At 39.8% G+C, this 17,490-nt stretch carries 16 protein-coding genes and 1 riboswitch; all 16 genes read left to right on the plus strand.

Going from position 1 to position 17,490, the window contains the following annotated elements:
- Positions 1–32: 32 nt before the first annotated feature.
- Complete coding sequence (locus E2K98_RS13645; RefSeq protein WP_133334937.1) at positions 33–1,022, plus strand: LacI family DNA-binding transcriptional regulator; 990 nt, start codon at positions 33–35, stop codon at positions 1,020–1,022.
- Positions 1,015–1,893 (plus strand): ribokinase, encoded by an 879-nt coding sequence (gene rbsK / locus E2K98_RS13650; RefSeq protein ID WP_133334939.1) that lies wholly within the window; start codon positions 1,015–1,017, stop codon positions 1,891–1,893. Before E2K98_RS13645 ends, rbsK begins: the two co-directional genes overlap by 8 nt.
- Position 1,894: 1 nt before the next feature.
- A complete protein-coding gene (gene rbsD, locus E2K98_RS13655) occupies positions 1,895–2,290 on the plus strand; it encodes a D-ribose pyranase (RefSeq protein ID WP_133334941.1) in 396 nt (131 codons plus the stop codon).
- A gap of 71 nt (positions 2,291–2,361) precedes the next feature.
- A complete protein-coding gene (locus E2K98_RS13660; protein ID WP_133334943.1) occupies positions 2,362–3,843 on the plus strand; it encodes a sugar ABC transporter ATP-binding protein in 1,482 nt (493 codons plus the stop codon).
- A gap of 46 nt (positions 3,844–3,889) precedes the next feature.
- Entirely contained in the window at positions 3,890–4,816 is a 927-nt protein-coding gene (gene rbsC, locus E2K98_RS13665) for a ribose ABC transporter permease RbsC (RefSeq protein ID WP_133335566.1), read from the plus strand.
- Positions 4,817–4,830: 14 nt separating this feature from the next.
- On the plus strand, positions 4,831–5,748 hold the full coding sequence (gene rbsB / locus E2K98_RS13670; RefSeq protein ID WP_133334945.1) for a ribose ABC transporter substrate-binding protein RbsB: 918 nt from the start codon (positions 4,831–4,833) through the stop codon (positions 5,746–5,748).
- Between the two features lie 190 nt (positions 5,749–5,938).
- Positions 5,939–8,293 (plus strand): polyprenyl synthetase family protein, encoded by a 2,355-nt coding sequence (locus tag E2K98_RS13675; protein WP_133334947.1) that lies wholly within the window; start codon positions 5,939–5,941, stop codon positions 8,291–8,293.
- Positions 8,294–8,386: 93 nt separating this feature from the next.
- Entirely contained in the window at positions 8,387–8,641 is a 255-nt protein-coding gene (locus tag E2K98_RS13680; RefSeq protein ID WP_133334949.1) for an autorepressor SdpR family transcription factor, read from the plus strand.
- A gap of 13 nt (positions 8,642–8,654) precedes the next feature.
- The gene (locus E2K98_RS13685; RefSeq protein ID WP_133334951.1) at positions 8,655–9,290 is read left to right on the plus strand and encodes an SdpI family protein; all 636 of its coding nucleotides are present in this window, start codon (positions 8,655–8,657) and stop codon (positions 9,288–9,290) included.
- A gap of 210 nt (positions 9,291–9,500) precedes the next feature.
- Positions 9,501–10,967 (plus strand): protein adenylyltransferase SelO, encoded by a 1,467-nt coding sequence (locus E2K98_RS13690; protein WP_133334953.1) that lies wholly within the window; start codon positions 9,501–9,503, stop codon positions 10,965–10,967.
- A 738-nt stretch (positions 10,968–11,705) separates the two neighbouring features.
- Entirely contained in the window at positions 11,706–12,299 is a 594-nt protein-coding gene (locus tag E2K98_RS13695) for a class I SAM-dependent methyltransferase (protein WP_165976267.1), read from the plus strand.
- A gap of 68 nt (positions 12,300–12,367) precedes the next feature.
- Entirely contained in the window at positions 12,368–13,111 is a 744-nt protein-coding gene (locus E2K98_RS13700) for a hypothetical protein (protein WP_133334957.1), read from the plus strand.
- A 261-nt stretch (positions 13,112–13,372) separates the two neighbouring features.
- A riboswitch (cobalamin riboswitch) is annotated at positions 13,373–13,554 on the plus strand.
- Positions 13,555–13,684: 130 nt separating this feature from the next.
- Positions 13,685–14,071 (plus strand): (2Fe-2S) ferredoxin domain-containing protein, encoded by a 387-nt coding sequence (locus tag E2K98_RS13705; RefSeq protein WP_133334960.1) that lies wholly within the window; start codon positions 13,685–13,687, stop codon positions 14,069–14,071.
- A gap of 52 nt (positions 14,072–14,123) precedes the next feature.
- The gene (gene cobJ, locus E2K98_RS13710; protein WP_133334962.1) at positions 14,124–15,740 is read left to right on the plus strand and encodes a precorrin-3B C(17)-methyltransferase; all 1,617 of its coding nucleotides are present in this window, start codon (positions 14,124–14,126) and stop codon (positions 15,738–15,740) included.
- Positions 15,741–15,788: 48 nt separating this feature from the next.
- Positions 15,789–16,694: a sirohydrochlorin chelatase gene (locus E2K98_RS13715; RefSeq protein ID WP_133334964.1), complete on the plus strand. Its 906-nt coding sequence runs from the start codon at positions 15,789–15,791 to the stop codon at positions 16,692–16,694.
- Positions 16,691–17,470 carry a precorrin-6A reductase gene (cobK, locus tag E2K98_RS13720; RefSeq protein ID WP_133334966.1) on the plus strand — a complete coding sequence of 260 codons (780 nt, stop codon included), beginning with the start codon at positions 16,691–16,693 and terminating at the stop codon, positions 17,468–17,470. The genes E2K98_RS13715 and cobK overlap by 4 nt, the downstream gene beginning before the upstream one ends.
- Positions 17,471–17,490: the final 20 nt, after the last annotated feature.

A 17,490-nucleotide genomic window follows, 5' to 3' on the forward strand; every position in this document is an offset into this window, starting at 1 on the left:
TGTAATCGGTTACATATAAGAGGTGAAACATAATGGCTACAATACGAGATGTCGCGAAAAAAGCTGGAGTATCTGTAGCGACGGTTTCAAGAGCCTTAAATGATAAAGGTTATATCCATGAAGATACGAGAAAGCTTGTAGAGAAAGCAATTCAAGAATTAAATTACAAACCAAATGAAGTTGCCCGTTCTCTCTATAAGAAAAAATCCAGATTAATCGGCCTATTGCTTCCGGATATTCGAAATCCTTTCTTTCCAGAGCTTGCACGAGGGGTTGAGGACGAGATGCAGGAACATGGTTTACGGCTGATCATTGGAAACGCTGATGAAAAGCCGAAGAAAGAAATTGATTATATTGACACCTTTAAACAAAATAATGTAATCGGTATCATATCCGCAACCAACCAGACAGAAACAAGTCATTATGAAAACTTGGATTTTCCAGTTGTTTTTCTGGATCGGACAGCTAATGAGCATCCATCCGTTTATGCAGATGGCTTGGCTGGCGGGAAAATAGCCGCACAAGAAATGATAAAAAGAGGAAGCAAGCGGATTACGTTGCTTCGGGGACCGATTGAATTAAGGACAGCACAAGACAGGTTTAAAGGTGCAATCAATGAGATTTGTAACTATAATGTTAATTTTAACGTGATGACTACGGCTTCTTTTACCTTTGACGATGCTGAAAAAATCGCGAAAGAATTATTTGAAAAATTTCCGGAGACAGACGGAGTGATTGCCAGTAATGATCTTGGTGCAGCAGCTATTTTGCATGAGGCGTTAAGAAGAGGGATTTCTGTTCCGGACGAACTGCAAATTATCGGATATGATGACATCCCGCTCAGCAGCTTACTGTACCCGGCTTTGTCGACGATTCGCCAGCCTGCCTATGATATGGGAAGAGAAGCAGCAAAATTATTGATTCAAATCATAGACGATGAAAAATTGGAACATAAAAATATTCAATTGCCTGTTACATTTATTGAAAGGCAAACAACAAGAAAGGTTGAAGAAAATGGCTAAAATAACCGTAATTGGAAGTTCATCAATGGATTTAGTTGTTACAGCCCCAAGACGTCCCAATAAGGGGGAAACGATTCTTGGTGAATCTTTTAAAACTGTGCCTGGCGGCAAAGGGGCCAACCAGGCAGTCGCTGCTGCAAGGTTAGGAGCAGAGGTTTATATGGTTGGATGTGTTGGTGGCGATGCATTTGGAAAAACGATTCTTGATAATTTTAAAGAAAATGGCGTTTCTACCACTTATGTGGAACCGGTTACACATTCGGAAAGTGGAACAGCTCATATTACTCTTGCTGATGGTGACAACAGCATTATTGTTGTGAAGGGTGCAAACAATTATGTAACACCTGATTTTGTGGAAAATGCGCTTGATGTAATTCGTATATCAGATATTGTCTTGATTCAGCAAGAGATTCCTGAAGATACGGTTAAATATGTTAGCGAAAAATGTCATGAATTCGGTGTTCCTCTATTGTTGAATCCTGCACCGGCAAGGCCGATCAGTAAGGGAGTTATTGAGAACGCAGCTTACATTACACCGAATGAATCGGAGGCTGCGATTTTATTTGAAAATCAGGACATTCATGTAGTATTAGCGCAATATCCAAACAAAGTGTTTATCACAGAAGGTAAAAATGGCGTTCGCTTTCACGATGGTGAAAAAGAGGTAGTGGTTCCATCATTTCCGGTAGAAGCCGTTGATACGACAGGTGCAGGTGATACGTTCAATGCTGCCTTTGCCGTGGCATTAGCGGAAGGAAATAGCTTTGAGAAAAGTGTCCGTTTTGCCAACCGTGCTGCCTCGCTGTCGGTGACCAAATTTGGTGCGCAGGGCGGTATGCCGACTAGAAAAGAAGTAGAGGAGAGTGTATAACATGAAACGCCATGGAATGTTAAACAGTCATATTTCTAAAATTTTAGCCGATCTCGGCCATACAGATTATATTGTCATCGCTGATGCCGGGTTGCCGATTCCCGAAGGTGTAAAAAAAATCGATTTATCGATTAAACCCGGGTTGCCATCATTTAAGGAAGTGACCGATGCAGTTACAGATGACATGGTGATTGAAAAATGTATCATTGCAGCTGAAATCGAACAAGGCAATCCAGAAGTGGAGCAATTTTTAAATAGAAAATTTGCAGATATTGAAATGACAAAGGTTTCGCACGAAGAATTTAAGCAATTAACCGAAAAGGCAAAAGCCATTATCCGAACAGGTGAAGTTACACCCTATGCCAATTGTATTTTACAATCAGGAGTATTTTTTTAAGAGCTAAGATCGGGCTGGACGTTTTTGAAATGTCTCTCTCCGTTTTTTCCAAATCGAATGAGGTGATATGAATGCGCATTTCGATGCAGAACATCTATAAAGCATTTGGTACCAATCAAGTCTTAACAGGTGTTGATTTTGAACTATTGGACGGGGAAGTCCACGCATTAATGGGCGAAAATGGGGCCGGAAAATCAACCATGATGAATGTACTGACAGGACTTCATAAGCATGACCAAGGCACCATCACCATTGATGGCAATGAAACCTATTTTAAAAACCCAAAAGAAGCCGAACAAAACGGGATTACCTTCATCCATCAGGAACTAAATATTTGGCCGGACATGACCGTTTTAGAAAATTTGTTTATCGGCAAAGAATTGAAATCCCCGCTTGGTTTGTTAAAAACAAAAGAAATGAAAGCGTTAGCTACACAACAGTTTGACCGTTTAGCCGTTTCGATTCCTCTAGATCAAGAGGCGGGGGGCTGCTCTGTAGGAGAACAGCAGATGATCGAAATTGCCAAGGCGTTAATGACGGAGGCCAAGGTCATTATCATGGACGAACCAACAGCCGCTTTGACTGAAAGAGAAATCAGCAAGCTTTTTGATGTGATTGCTTCTTTGAAAAAAGAAGGCGTATCAATTGTCTATATTTCTCACCGTATGGAAGAAATCTTTGCCATTTGTGATCGAATTACTGTTATGCGTGATGGCAAGACCGTTGATACAAAGGCTATTCCCGATACAAATTTTGATGAAGTCGTGAGGAAAATGGTCGGCAGGGAATTAACAGACAGGTTTCCAAAAAGAACATCAAAACCAGGAGAAACGGTACTAGAAGTAAAAGGGTTAACTAAAAATGGAGTATTCCGTGATGTGAATTTTTCTGTTCAATCTGGTGAAATCGTTGGGATTTCCGGATTAATGGGAGCAGGAAGGACGGAAATCATGCGGGCAATCTTTGGACTGGATTCCTTTAACTGCGGCGAAATCTGGCTGAATGGTAAGAAAACGGCCATCAAATCTCCTGACCAGGCCGTGAAAGCGGGTATAGGTTTTATCACGGAGGACCGAAAAGATGAAGGGTTGATCTTAGATTTTTCGATCAAGGAAAATATGGTTTTGCCCTCCCTTTATAGTTTTGCTCCGAAAGGGATTATTAAAGAAAAAAGTGAAAAAGACTTTGTCAATCTGCTGATCAAACGCTTGACTGTAAAAACGGAATCAGCGGATCTTGCAGTTGGAAGTTTATCTGGGGGAAATCAGCAAAAAGTAGTCATTGCCAAATGGGTTGGAATTGGACCAAAGGTACTGATATTGGATGAACCGACGAGAGGTGTAGACGTTGGGGCAAAACGAGAAATCTATCAACTGATGAATGAGCTGACGGAGCGGGGAGTGGCCATTATCATGGTTTCATCGGAGCTTCCTGAGATCCTTGGAATGAGCGACCGAATTCTCGTGGTTCATGAAGGAAAAATAAGCGGTGAATTGAGAAGTGATGAAGCAACCCAGGAAAAAATTATGACATTGGCAACGGGAGGTCAGTGAAATGAACGCAATCAATGAAGGCACAAAAGCTGGCAAGGCAAATTTTATGAATACGGTTACGCAGAAACTTGGACCGCTTCTCGGACTTATTATTTTAATTGTGATTGTTTCCATATTAAATCCAAGTTTTCTAGAACCTTTAAATATACTAAACTTATTGCGTCAAGTGGCCATCAATGCGTTAATCGCATTTGGTATGACCTTTGTTATTTTAACAGGAGGAATTGATTTATCAGTCGGTGCGATTCTAGCCCTATCCAGTTCTTTAACGGCAGGTATGATTGTATCGGGTCTTGATCCAATCTTGGCGATTATTGTCGGTTGTATTCTTGGCGGAATCATGGGAATGGTCAATGGACTCTTGATTACAAAAGGAAAAATGGCTCCATTCATTGCCACATTGGCGACCATGACAGCCTTTAGAGGTTTGACACTTGTTTATACAAAAGGAAACCCAATCACAGGGTTAGGTGAAAATTACTTATTCCAGTTATTTGGCCGTGGTTATTTTCTAGGAATTCCTGTTCCTGCAATTACGATGATTGTAACGTTTGTATTATTATATACTGTTCTTCATAAAACCCCATTTGGCCGAAAAACATATGCCATCGGAGGAAATGAAAAGGCCGCGATTTTTTCGGGTATTAAAGTACCAAATGTGAAGCTGATCATTTACGGTCTTTCCGGTTTACTTGCTGCGTTAGCAGGGGCGATTTTAACATCACGATTGAATTCAGCACAGCCGACAGCGGGTACTTCTTATGAACTCGATGCCATCGCGGCAGTTGTATTAGGAGGGACAAGCCTTTCAGGGGGGAAAGGAAGAATTTTTGGAACGCTGATTGGCGCGTTAATTATTGGTACATTAAACAATGGTTTAAATCTTCTTGGTGTATCTTCATTCTATCAACAAGTAGTAAAAGGGATTGTAATCATCATTGCTGTATTACTTGATCGGAAGAAATCAGCATAAGGAGAGAATTTTTTATGAAAAAATTAGCTGTACTATTGATATCAGTATCACTCTTGCTTTTAGGCGCTTGTTCGATGCAGCCGCCTGAATGGGCTAAGCCGGCGAAAAAGGAAAATTTAAAAGATGTGAAGATTGGCCTATCCGTTTCCACCTTAAACAATCCGTTTTTTGTTTCTTTAAAAAATGGGGTACAAAAAGAAGCGAAGGTATTGGGAATGGAAGTAAAGGTGGTTGATGCACAAAATGACTCTGCAAAGCAAATAAATGATGTAGAAGATTTAATTCAGCAGGGTGTTGACGTTTTACTGATTAACCCGACAGATTCTGCTGCAATCTCAACAGCTGTTCAATCTGCAAACAACATTGGAATTCCTGTTATTACGCTTGACCGTTCTGCTGATAAAGGGAAAGTTGCAGCATTAGTCGCTTCAGATAATATCAAAGGCGGAGAAATGGCAGGGAATTACATTGTGAAGAAGCTTGGGGAGAAAGCAAAGGTTGCTGAACTTGAAGGTGTACCAGGCGCCTCCGCTACACGTGAACGGGGAAAAGGATTTCATATTATCGCCGATCAGAAATTGAATGTAGTAGAGCAACAATCTGCTGATTTTGACCGGACCAAGGGATTAACAGTAATGGAAAATTTACTTCAAGCAAATCCGGATATTCAAGCCGTCTTTGCCCATAATGATGAAATGGCATTGGGGGCGATTGAAGCGATCAATAGTTCTGGTAAAAATATTATGGTCATTGGATTTGATGGAAATGATGATGCACTGAAAGCCATTAAAGCTGGAAAAATGGAAGCAACGGTTGCTCAACAGCCGGAATTAATCGGAAAACTTGCTGTTGATGCCGGCAGAGATGTGGTTCAGGGTAAAAAGGTAGCAAAAAAGATTCCAGCACCATTGAAACTTGTGACAAAAAGCTAAATCAGTTCTTTCAAAAAGACCTGTTCCTGTAATGAAGGAACAGGTCTTTTTAATTTCCTTTAAGGAAAAGCGTATAAAGCGGCTGTTTTTGGACTATATATAAATATATTTTAATAGTTTTAAGTAAATATTTTTGTATAATTACTAGATATAGGATATTTTTTTAAAATAGAAAAATAAACTAGAGGGAATGTTTACGATGAATAAGGAACTAATTTATGATACCGATATATGCTATCAGCAGGCTGAAGAGAAGGCTGCACAATATTTTCAATCACTGTTGACCCAGGTTCAGCAAAAGACTTTTGTTTCTGTCTTAACAAAAGACATTCAGTCCTGGAAACATAATCATATTCATCGTTATTCATCCCTCACTTTTTTTGCACGAAAAAAGGAAAGAACAGGATATTACAATCATATCCGATGGCTTGATTATACAGGTAAACTAGATCCTTATTTAGATCGAAGTATCTCATATATATTTATGCGGGATTTGGGTAAAGCCTTGGATTCCCCTGATACACAAAAGAGGATCCGTCAAGTAGTTGATTACTTAAAAAATCAATTGACGCAGCCTATCAAAACGGAAATGTTTAGTTTGGCAGGAATGTATCGGTGGGGCCAAAAGGAACGTATTGAATCTACAATTATCTGGTTGATCAATAAACTTAAGACGGTTTCCGAAATAATTCCAAAGGGGATGGACGCGGAGAATGCCCAGCGGAAATTAATTAAAATCATTGGCGGCGTCGTCATGCACGTGACGGAAGAGATGGACAAGGAGATTTCGCCGGAAGAACGTTCCCGCAAACTGGATGAAGCGATTCGACTGGGTTATTCCTATGGACTGACCTACCCTTTTATTGACGACCTTCTCGATGCCAAAGTCTTATCTGAAGAAGAGAAAAAACAATATTCCAATCTAATCCGGACCACCCTTATTACTGGCACTGTGCCTGAGCTGGGGGAGTGGGCTTTTGCGATCGAAGACATGATTCGCCCGATTCATGTAGAACTTCGAGAAGCCTTTGAATATATTAAGGACCATCAACGACCTGACACACGTAAAAGTTTTTTTGAGCAATCCTTTGTATTCTTTCATTCTCAGGAAGTGGACCGTGAAAAGAATCTATCCAATCCAAACTATAGCAATCAAGAACTTTATCTTCCTATCATTTTAAAATCTTCTTTTTCCCGATTGATTGCCAGGTCTGTTATTAGTGCCCCTGAGGACGAGGGGTTTGACAACCGTACCTTCTTTTACGGAATTTATAATCAGTTGGCGGATGATTTTACTGATATGTTTAATGATTGGGAGGATGGTGCGGTCACTCCCTATACCTATTATCTAAAATATCATCAGATGCGTAAGGATCTGATCAACCCCTTCGAGTTATACTGGACGGTTATCGCCAATTTAATCCATAACGTGTATCACTCGGATCTAAAGACCTGTGAAGTGATACTCGATCGCGCCATTAATAGCCTGAAACGTTTTAAAGAACGAATGGGTACAGAAAAATACAATGATGTGATGAGGCTATTTGCCTCCGGTGTACCTAAATTCAATCGTCTGATTCAAAAAATGGTCCGAAAAGCAGCTGATGTAGATTTCTTTGATAAACTGCTTCGAGATCATGTAATTACGATGATGAAAAATGAACGGAAAGAGCAGGATGAATTCTCTAATACGATTGAGAGTGTACGTGATCAGATGAATCGACTTTTGCCGATTCCCAAAGTTGAATTTCACGATTCAATCATTGAGGCTGCAAATTATAGCTTGGAAGGGGATGGAAAGCGGCTGAGACCCATTATTACTTGGGTGATGGGGGTTAACGCATATGGATTTCATCCGCAAGCGATGGTACCGCTGTTAAAATCTTTGGAATATATGCATACTGCCTCACTTATTTTTGATGATTTGCCTTCCCAGGATAATGCATCTACCCGCAGGGGCCGTCCTACACTCCATCAGACATATAATGCGGCTATTGCTGAATTATCCGGCATTTTCTTAATTCAAAAGGCGACAGAAGAACAAGCCTCTCTTGACCAGTTTGATGCGAAAACAGTACTGCAGTTGATTCAGTATTCTTCTCGGGTTACAGAGAGTATGTGCATGGGACAGGCGATGGACTTAGAGTCTAAAGGGAAACCAATGACACTTGAACAATTGAATACGATGTGCTTTTATAAAACGGGAATCGCCTTTGAGGCGTCACTCATCATGCCAGCGATTCTAGCCCAGGTTGAGGAAGCTGAAATGACGGCCTTGAAAAATTTTGCCCGCCATGCCGGCATTGCTTTTCAGATTAAGGATGATCTGCTAGATGTGGAAGGCGATCGGGTCTTACTAGGAAAACCAATCGGAATAGATGCTGAAAACAACCGCTCGACTTTTGTGTCTATCCTTGGACCGGAGGGTGCTCGAAAAGCGATGTGGGAACATTACTGTCTTGCAATCGAGGCGTTACAGGATGTGCCCCGTAATATCACTTTTTTGAGGCATTTATTGAATTATATCGTAAACCGCGAACGTTGATTAAATGAAAAAGGCCATTTTGGTCTTTTTTTATTTCAAAAATATGGTATTATATATTTAGATAATTAACTAAATATAAAAGGAGAGGCTTAAATGAACGACGTTTTTAAGGCACTAGCCGATCCAACAAGAAGAAAAATTCTTGATTTGTTGAAAGAGCAGGATTTAACAGCGGGTGAAATTGCCGACCAATTTGATATGAGCAAGCCCTCCATCAGCAATCATCTGAAAATCCTTAAATCTGCAGGATTAGTTCTTGATGAAAAAAAGGGCCAGTTTATTCTTTACTCGTTAAATTCCACTATTTTACAGGATGTCATCAAGTGGCTGCTAGATAAAAAAAGTTAAGGGGGAGAAACGTGTGAGGAAAAATAAGATTTATTTCATAACGATGGGAATTGCGATTATAACATTGCTGCTGAATCTCTTGGCCTATCCTAATTTACCGGATAAAGTGCCTGTGCATTGGGGAATCAATGGCGATGTTAACCGCTATGGACCTAAACTGGAACTTGTCAGCCTTGGTGTATTGCCTATTGTCTTATTTTTTTTCTTAAACTATTTACCAGTAATAGACCCGAAAAAGCAATCTTATAAATTGCATAAAAACGCCTATTCGATTATGAATCTGGTGATTATCCTGTTTTTATCCTGTATGAACCTAATTGCCATTGCAAGTGCACTTGGGATTTATGTCCCTTTTCAAAAGGTAGTGCCTATCCTTTTTGGAATACTTTTCATTGTAATTGGTAATTACATGGCGCAAATTCGCCACAATTATTTTATTGGTTTTCGATCACCATGGACACTTGCCTCGGAATATGTGTGGAAAAAAACGCACAGATTTGGCGGCTATGTTTTAGTTGTTATTGGACTTATCTCTCTTATAGCAGGTATGTTTGGTTCAATTGGTATGCAGCTATTCTTTACGGCGTTAGTTATTGGGATTGCGGGGATTTACTTATATTCGTATTTGATATTTAAAAAGAAATCATAGCGGGGACGTGCAGGTATATTGGTTTTTGAAGAAGAGGACAATAAAAGTGTTAATATGAAGAGTAGATGATTTAAATACACTTAAAAGAGGTGTGAAATCCACCTTATCAGCAATTTTTCGAAGTTTATCAGCGAATTTATCAGTTTTATCAGTGAATCCACACGCTTTATCAGCGAATGAAAAAACAACCATCTTTTAAAAGGAGTTACCATGACAAATCAAAATGAAACAGGATGGAATTTTGACAATAGTTATACTCGGCTGCCAGAATCATTTTTTACCAGTCAAAACCTGAACCCAGTCAGATCGCCTAATTTAATTATAATTAATGGACCGTTAGCAAAATCACTAGGCTTGAATGTCGAGAGACTTCAGTCAGAAGATGGGATCGCAGTCCTTGCCGGCAATCGGATTCCCGAAGGCGGTTCCCCCCTTGCTCAAGCCTATGCCGGACATCAATTTGGACATTTTACTATGTTAGGTGATGGCAGGGCGCTGCTTCTTGGTGAACAGATTACCCCTCATGGAGAACGCTATGATATTCAGCTTAAAGGTTCAGGAAGGACTCGGTATTCCCGAGGGGGGGATGGCAGGGCAACGCTTGGTCCAATGCTTCGTGAATATATCATCAGTGAAGCCATGAATGCACTTGGGATTCCGACGACTCGCAGTTTAGCAGTGGTAGAAACGGGTGAGAACATTGCCCGAGAAACCTATTTGCCAGGTGCAATCCTCACTCGTGTGGCTGCAAGTCATATTCGTGTCGGTACTTTTCAATATGTGGCAAAATGGGGAAGTGATGGGGACCTTAGAATCCTCGCAGACTATACAATAAAACGCCATTACCCAGACATTGAGGTGAATGAGAATCAATACCTTTCCCTGCTTAAGGAAGTAATTAAGCGGCAGGCTGAGCTGGTTTCAAAATGGCAGTTAGTTGGTTTTATTCATGGAGTGATGAATACTGACAACATGACAATTAGTGGGGAAACGATTGATTATGGTCCTTGTGCCTTCATGGATACATATGATCCAGAAACAGTCTTCAGTTCGATCGATGTTCAAGGGCGATATGCTTTTGGCAATCAGCCATATATGGCCGGTTGGAATCTTGCACGATTTGCAGAAACCCTTTTGCCTTTATTGCATGAGAATCAAGATGAGGCTGTAAAAATTGCTCAGGATGCCATTTCCGGTTATATGGATTTATATCAGAAGAATTGGCTTGCAGGAATGAGAAAAAAGTTGGGGATTTTTAACGAGGAAGAGCAGGATGCAACCCTTGTGGAAGATCTCCTCAAAATAATGCAGCAATACTATGCGGACTATACGAATACCTTTCGTGCACTAACGATCGAAAAGATGGAAGATACTCCTCTCAATGGGACTCCAGAATTTACGCAATGGCATGAAAAATGGCAGGCAAGACGAGGGAGACAGGAGGAATCCAGAGAATCTTCCCTAGAGTTAATGCGTAACAGCAATCCTGCAGTTATTCCGCGGAATCATCGGGTAGAAGAGGCGCTCGAGGCAGCGGTAAATGAGGGGGACCTAAGTGTGATGGGAAAACTGCTTAACGTTCTGTCAAGACCTTACGAATACAGTACTGATCAAGAAGAATTCTGCTCATTGCCAGCACCATCAAACCTCCCTTACCGAACTTTTTGTGGTACTTGATGGTGTTAGTTAAAAAAACTAGTAGCATTTCAGCCATCTTGATTAACTTTAATTCATTAAACTAGAATTGCCTTCCGCTTTAAGCTTGGGTTTGACCCAGTAGCCGCCAGTCAACAGGGAGCTGTACTTTTGAAATCATGTGATTTCTATAGTATCGCTCCTTTTTTTTATTTTTCTTTTAGGCTGTTTCGTAAACCCTGTTGTTGTTTCTTACCAATATTACTCACATAAATACAATTGTAAGCAGCTGATGATTTCAAAGATGAATGAGTCTGAATGGAGTCCGAATGGAGTCCTGATTCAGACAGGGTTGTTGATTTCAAAGAAGGTGGAGTCCGAATGGAGCCCTGATTCAGACAGGGTTGTTAATTTCAAAGATGAATGAGTCCGAATGGAGTCCTAATACAGACAGGGTTGTTATCAAAGACGATACTCCGAATCAACAGGCCCTTTAATCTATTCTATAAACAACAATCTTTGTGAAAACATCTTTCTTTTTTTATCAAGTTGTTTTAATTAGTATGGGACAGAATCTTAACAAGGATTATATTACAATTTTGTGAAGGCATTAAATGACTTGAACATTCTATAAAATGGGATGTTATAATTAACCAGTAATCTTTTTAAATTTTATTCGTATAACCTTCCATTGATTTCCCTCGAATTTGTATTAATGCCCTAATGTTTATTCCTATTTCCATCATCTATTCTGAATTCAGTTATAAGGAGCTTTTTTTTATGGACACCAGAACAAAATGGAATACGAAACATAAAAATCGTCTTAAACAAATTGAATTTCCTGTGGCAAACCCGAGATTAAAAAATCTATCTCTTTATCTTCATGGGGGTACTGTTCTTGACCTTGCCTGTGGACTTGGTGGCAACAGTTTACTTCTTGCACGAATGAATTATCAAGTCCAAGCCGTTGACATTTCTGAGGTTGCTATTAACTTTCTTCGGGAACAGGCAGTAAGGACCCAACTCAACATCATGCCACAAGAATGTGATTTGAAGGATTTGAACAATCTTAGTTGGAAGGAAAACTCCTTTGATTTAGCGGTGATTACCTATTATCTAGATAGAGAGCTTTTTCCTTTTTTGAAGAACATTATAAAAGAGGATGGTTATGTGTTTTTTGAAACCTATTATCTCAATTCGCAAAACGAGAATCAGGGAATATCTAAACAATATAAACTAGAGCCTCAAGAGCTGCTAAAAGAATTTCGAGACTGGAATGTGCTCTTTTTTGAGGAAAATGAACAAGAGGGAAGGCAAACCATCTTTGCAAGGAAAGTAAAAGGAAAGGCAAATCATGACCCTATATCGGAATGATCTATATCTGTAGAGGATTATTTTCGTGTCGATTTAAAAGATTTATTTTATTGAAAGGATTGGTTTACATGATAGAGATGAAGGAAACTATAGAGAAGGTTATTGAGTTTGCCCAGTCAGGAACAAATACAAAAAGTTTTCGGCCGGATTATCCTGTTTCTGAAGAGTTTAGGGAAAGGATGATGGATACCTTTAGCGATTTTATGGACTTTACGCTAGATGCCTATTTTCACGAGGTAGTTCCCTTTTTAGAGGAATATGTAGACGAACTTAAAACAAGGGAAGAGAAAAAAGATATCTTGCTGCATAATTTATTTTGGTGGCGAATTCTGTATGATGCCAACTACAATTATAGTGAAAGCTGCATTGCGGAATATTTAGCCGAAAAGGACCGAGGGTTGGATAAGGGACCTGTGATTGAATCGTGGTTAAGGGAATCTTGGAAGGCAATCCCTAAATTCTATTATGTTGGCTATAAATATAATGACCGTTTCTTTGTTGTGGTTGATATTTTAACAGAAAAAACAATTGATGTATTAGTGTGTGACCCGCTTGCAATCCCGCCTGAAAATGGGGAAATTGTTATGGGGACGCTCATACCGTTAGGAGCCGGTTTACATGCTCCAATCGTTGATTTTTACCACTTTGATTATGAAGCAAGAATCGATATAGCTAGGCATGTACACTACTATTATGATAGATTTTCAAAAAGTTCGACTCCGCATGAAACATTTCTTCACGTACTATCCGCTATGCTGCAAATCGAAAGACTTATCTTCATAGAAACTCATGAAAAAAAACCTCCCAAATAATTCTTCTATTCCATAAAACTTTTTTGTTTTTTTTGTGAAAATATATCCATCCAATTATAATCATCGGAAATTTATTGATGTTTTTTTAGGATAATATATCTATTTTGAGAAAATTTTGCAAAAAAAATCCTTGGAAAACTTGATATAGGGTGATTGATAGTCTATTATAAAAAATGTCCTTAAACAATCAAAATAAAAATTAATATCTTTTTTATTACAACCTCTTTTGTGAAATAAAGGGAAAAAGTTTTTTATAAAAATTGAATAGTAATAGGAAAAGGTGCGCTAAAACAGCGCTTAAAAGGGAAGTACGGTTAGAATCCGTTACGGTACCCGCCACTGTTATGAGGAGTTTCATTGCAAATGTCACTGAAGTTTTTTCGGGAAGACGTAATGAAATGATGAACCTGAGTCAGGAGACCTGCCTTGTCCTATTTGCTTCATGAAACCTACGGGAATATAGGTAGTAGTGCTGAAAAATACCAACATTATACTTTATTGTGTGTATTTAATCTGCACCCCTATATTCATAGGGGTGCTTTTTTGTCTTAAAAATCAAAGGGAGAGTGTTTTATGACGACCTGGAATTTAAATGGAACGAAACACCATGTACTTATTTGTAACGGAAGCAGCTGCATGAGAAAAGGCGGAGAGGAGGCAACACAAGCTATTCGCAACGAGATTAGCAATCTGGATTTGGACGCATTCATACATACAACAAGAACAAGATGCAATGGTAGATGCAAGGATGCTCCAGTTGCCATTGTTTATCCGGATGGAACCTGGTACAAGGATGTTACACCGGAAGTAGGCAGTAGAATTGTTAAGCAACATCTATTAGGTGGAGCCTTAATGCAAGATCATATCATTTATCAATTTGATGGGGAAGGATTTAAACAACCGGAGAATTCAGAATGCATTGAAGGAATCGTAAAGCCTGTAAAAAAGACAGTGTCATGAATTAGATTGAACGATTTCTAGGTCTTGAATTATGGAAAGGAGGAAGATCAGGATGAAAGGGAAATTGTTGGTCATCGGTTTTGGCCCGGGAGATTACAAACATATAACCGAACGAGCACGAGAAGCAATACAAGAAAGCGATATCATCATTGGATATAAAACATATGTGGATTTAATCAAGGGGTTATTAACAGGGCAACAACTTATTAGTACAGGAATGACAGAAGAAGTAAGCAGGGCTCAAGAAGCGGTCAAACAAGCAGAACAGGGAAAGAAAGTAGCCGTGATTTCGAGTGGTGATGCCGGTGTTTATGGAATGGCAGGACTCGTTTATGAAGTATTGATTGAAAAAGGGTGGAAAAAGGATTCAGGGGTGGAAGTCGAAGTCATACCAGGAATTTCCGCCATTAACTCCTGTGCGGCTTTACTAGGAGCTCCAATCATGCATGATGCTTGCACCATTAGTTTAAGTGACCATTTAACACCGTGGAAATTAATTGAGAAAAGAATTGAAGCAGCTGCACAAGCGGATTTTGTAATTGCTCTTTACAATCCAAAAAGCGGGAGAAGAACAAGACAAATCGTTGAAGCGCAAAGGATTCTATTAAAATATCGATTGCCGGAAACCCCGGTAGGATTAGTGAAAAGTGCATACCGAGACAATCAAAATATTGTAATGACCAATTTACAAGACATGCTTGACCATGAAATTGGGATGTTAACCACTGTGATCATTGGAAACTCTTCTACTTTTTTCTATGATGACTTAATGGTTACCCCGCGCGGTTATCAACGGAAATATACATTAAATCAGGCTATTCAGCCATTAAAACCGCATCAGCGTTTACAAAAAGAAGCTGAACCATGGGCGCTGGAACAAACTGATAATGTAAAACTAAAAAAGAAGGATCCCGTATTACTGTCTGACATAGAAACCTCGAGAGCATTGGCAGAAGAAGCACTACAATTGATTACTGGCGTGGGTGAAAACATTTCTCCTATTGTTAATCAGCCCATCCAGTCTATTTTTGAATTGGCAGTAAGTCCTGGTGTCGCAAATAAAAAATTCACACCAAAACAGATGCTTACTCTAGCTGAAATCACGGGGGAAGAAGGTGTGATGGAATACACGCCGGATCATTCTATTAAACTGCAGATTCTAACCTCCCAGCCAGATGAAATTGTGCAGAAATTAAAAGATGCAAACTTTTTGATTTCTCCGATTGGCGATGTTTTAAGTGTAAAAGCCTGCGATTTTTGTGATGGCGAAAAGAAGGACTCGATTCCATATGCCGAGGAACTGCATGAAAGGCTTGGAGGAATGGAACTTCCTAAGGAATTAAAACTCGGGGTAAACGGCTGTGGCATGGCATGTTACGGAGCGGTAAAAGAAGATATCGGTCTTGTATACCGTAATGGTGCCTTTGATTTATTTTTAGGGGCAAAAACAGTCGGAAGAAGTGCCCACCCAGGTCAAATCGTCGCGGAAGGAATTGGACCTGATGAAATAGTCGGCTTGGTTGAAAGGATTGTTCAAGAATACAAGCAAAAGGCTCATCCAAATGAGCGCTTCTATAAATTCTTTAAACGTGTAAAGCAGGTTCAAGGCTTCACCTATCAAGATATTACACCGAAAATCAAAATTGAAGAAGCGGTATGCGGAGAATAGATTTGGAAATCTAGGGGTCCATTCTTTAAACAAAGGGGAGAAAATATTTTGAAAGCAATTTTATTTGTAGGTCATGGAAGTAAGGATCGCGAAGGAAATGATCAAGTTCGTCAGTTTATAGAATCAATGAGAAGTTATTGGGACAAGAGCATCCTCGTTCAGACGAGTTTTTTGGAATTTGAAAAACCTACAGTAAATCAGGGAATTGATGTATGTGTCGAAAAAGGGGCCGACCATATTGTGGTCATTCCGATTATGCTTTTGCAAGCGGGACATTCGAAAATTCATATTCCAGCTGCTATCGATGAGGCAAAGAAAAAATATCCGGTAGTACAGTTTACCTATGGCCGACCTATTGGTGTGCATGAGGAAACGTTTGAAATCTTAAAAACGAGATTAATCGAAATTGGCGAGAATCTGGATCATCCTGATCCCGATACGGCTGTACTACTGTTAGGACGTGGCGGAAGCGACCCGGATGCTAATAGCGATTTATACAAGATTTCTAGATTACTGTGGGAAAAAACCAACTACCAAATTGTTGAACCGGCTTTCATGGGGGTAACCAATCCTCTTGTAGATGAAGGAATTGGGAGGTGCTTAAAGCTTGGTGCGAAGAAAGTTATTATTTTGCCATACTTTTTGTTCACGGGAATTTTAATCAAACGATTAGAAGAGATGGTGGTGCCATTCCAACAACAATATCCAGATGTTGAATTTAAATTGGCAGGGTATTTTGGCTATCACCCTAAATTGCAGAATATTCTAGTTGACCGTGTAGAAGAAGCTCTTCAGGACGAAGTGAAAATGAACTGTGATACCTGCCAATATCGTGTGAATGCAATGGAGTATGTTCATCATCACCATCATCATGACCATGACCATGATCACCATCATCACGATCATGACCATCATCATGAACACGAAGTACAAAAGGCAGGAGAACGAAGATGATTTTAGTATTAGCTGGTACAAGTGATGCCCGAGCACTGGCTTTAGAAATCATGAAAGATGGCTATGATCTCCTTGCTACCGTTGTAACCGACAATGCTGCACATGAACTTGGGGAATCAGGTATTTCTGTCCAAACAGGAAGATTAACGGACGATGAAATGGTGAGCTTGATTGAATCAAAGGGAATTCAAGCGGTCGTCGATGCGAGTCACCCTTTTGCAGAAGAGGCATCCAAAAATGCGATAAGCGCGGCAAAACAAGCGGGTGTCCCTTACATTCGTTATGAGCGTGAATCCCAAACCTTTCAATACGAGAAGATGACGGTTGTAGAAAGTTACGACGAAGCAGCCGAAATTGCTGCAAGCAAAAAAGGAGTGGTGATGCTGACTACGGGAAGCAAAACACTCCAGATTTTTACGGAGAAATTATTAGGAAAACCGGATATTCGGCTAATCGCTCGTATGCTGCCACGGGTTGATAATATGGAAAAATGCGAACAGCTCGGGCTGCCGCAAAAAAATATTGTCGCGATTCAAGGCCCGTTTACTAAGGAGTTTGACCAAGCGCTTTATAAACAATATGGTGTAACCTTAATGATTACTAAGGAGAGCGGCAAGGTCGGGTCGGTTGATGAAAAAGTTGAAGCGGCAAAGGATCTTGGGATAGAAGTTATCATGATTGGACGTCCAAAAATCAATTACGGAACGGTATATTCTAATTTTTCAGATGTGGTTCAAGAACTACATAAAAAGATTGTTCCACAATTGGCCAATTAAAATACATTTTAAAAGGAGTG

It is taken from the genome of Bacillus salipaludis, from assembly GCF_004358205.1.

Bases quoted from the DNA above. Each gene is read 5' to 3' on its own strand.
- E2K98_RS13645 (WP_133334937.1), top strand. From the start codon at position 33: ATGGCTACAATACGAGATGTCGCGAAAAAAGCTGGAGTATCTGTAGCG.
- rbsK (WP_133334939.1), top strand. From the start codon at position 1,015: ATGGCTAAAATAACCGTAATTGGAAGTTCATCAATGGATTTAGTTGTT.
- rbsD (WP_133334941.1), top strand. From the start codon at position 1,895: ATGAAACGCCATGGAATGTTAAACAGTCATATTTCTAAAATTTTAGCC.
- E2K98_RS13660 (WP_133334943.1), top strand. From the start codon at position 2,362: ATGCGCATTTCGATGCAGAACATCTATAAAGCATTTGGTACCAATCAA.
- rbsC (WP_133335566.1), top strand. From the start codon at position 3,890: ATGAATACGGTTACGCAGAAACTTGGACCGCTTCTCGGACTTATTATT.
- rbsB (WP_133334945.1), top strand. From the start codon at position 4,831: ATGAAAAAATTAGCTGTACTATTGATATCAGTATCACTCTTGCTTTTA.
- E2K98_RS13675 (WP_133334947.1), top strand. From the start codon at position 5,939: ATGTTTACGATGAATAAGGAACTAATTTATGATACCGATATATGCTAT.
- E2K98_RS13680 (WP_133334949.1), top strand. From the start codon at position 8,387: ATGAACGACGTTTTTAAGGCACTAGCCGATCCAACAAGAAGAAAAATT.
- E2K98_RS13690 (WP_133334953.1), top strand. From the start codon at position 9,501: ATGACAAATCAAAATGAAACAGGATGGAATTTTGACAATAGTTATACT.
- E2K98_RS13695 (WP_165976267.1), top strand. From the start codon at position 11,706: ATGGACACCAGAACAAAATGGAATACGAAACATAAAAATCGTCTTAAA.
- E2K98_RS13700 (WP_133334957.1), top strand. From the start codon at position 12,368: ATGATAGAGATGAAGGAAACTATAGAGAAGGTTATTGAGTTTGCCCAG.
- E2K98_RS13705 (WP_133334960.1), top strand. From the start codon at position 13,685: ATGACGACCTGGAATTTAAATGGAACGAAACACCATGTACTTATTTGT.
- cobJ (WP_133334962.1), top strand. From the start codon at position 14,124: ATGAAAGGGAAATTGTTGGTCATCGGTTTTGGCCCGGGAGATTACAAA.
- cobK (WP_133334966.1), top strand. From the start codon at position 16,691: ATGATTTTAGTATTAGCTGGTACAAGTGATGCCCGAGCACTGGCTTTA.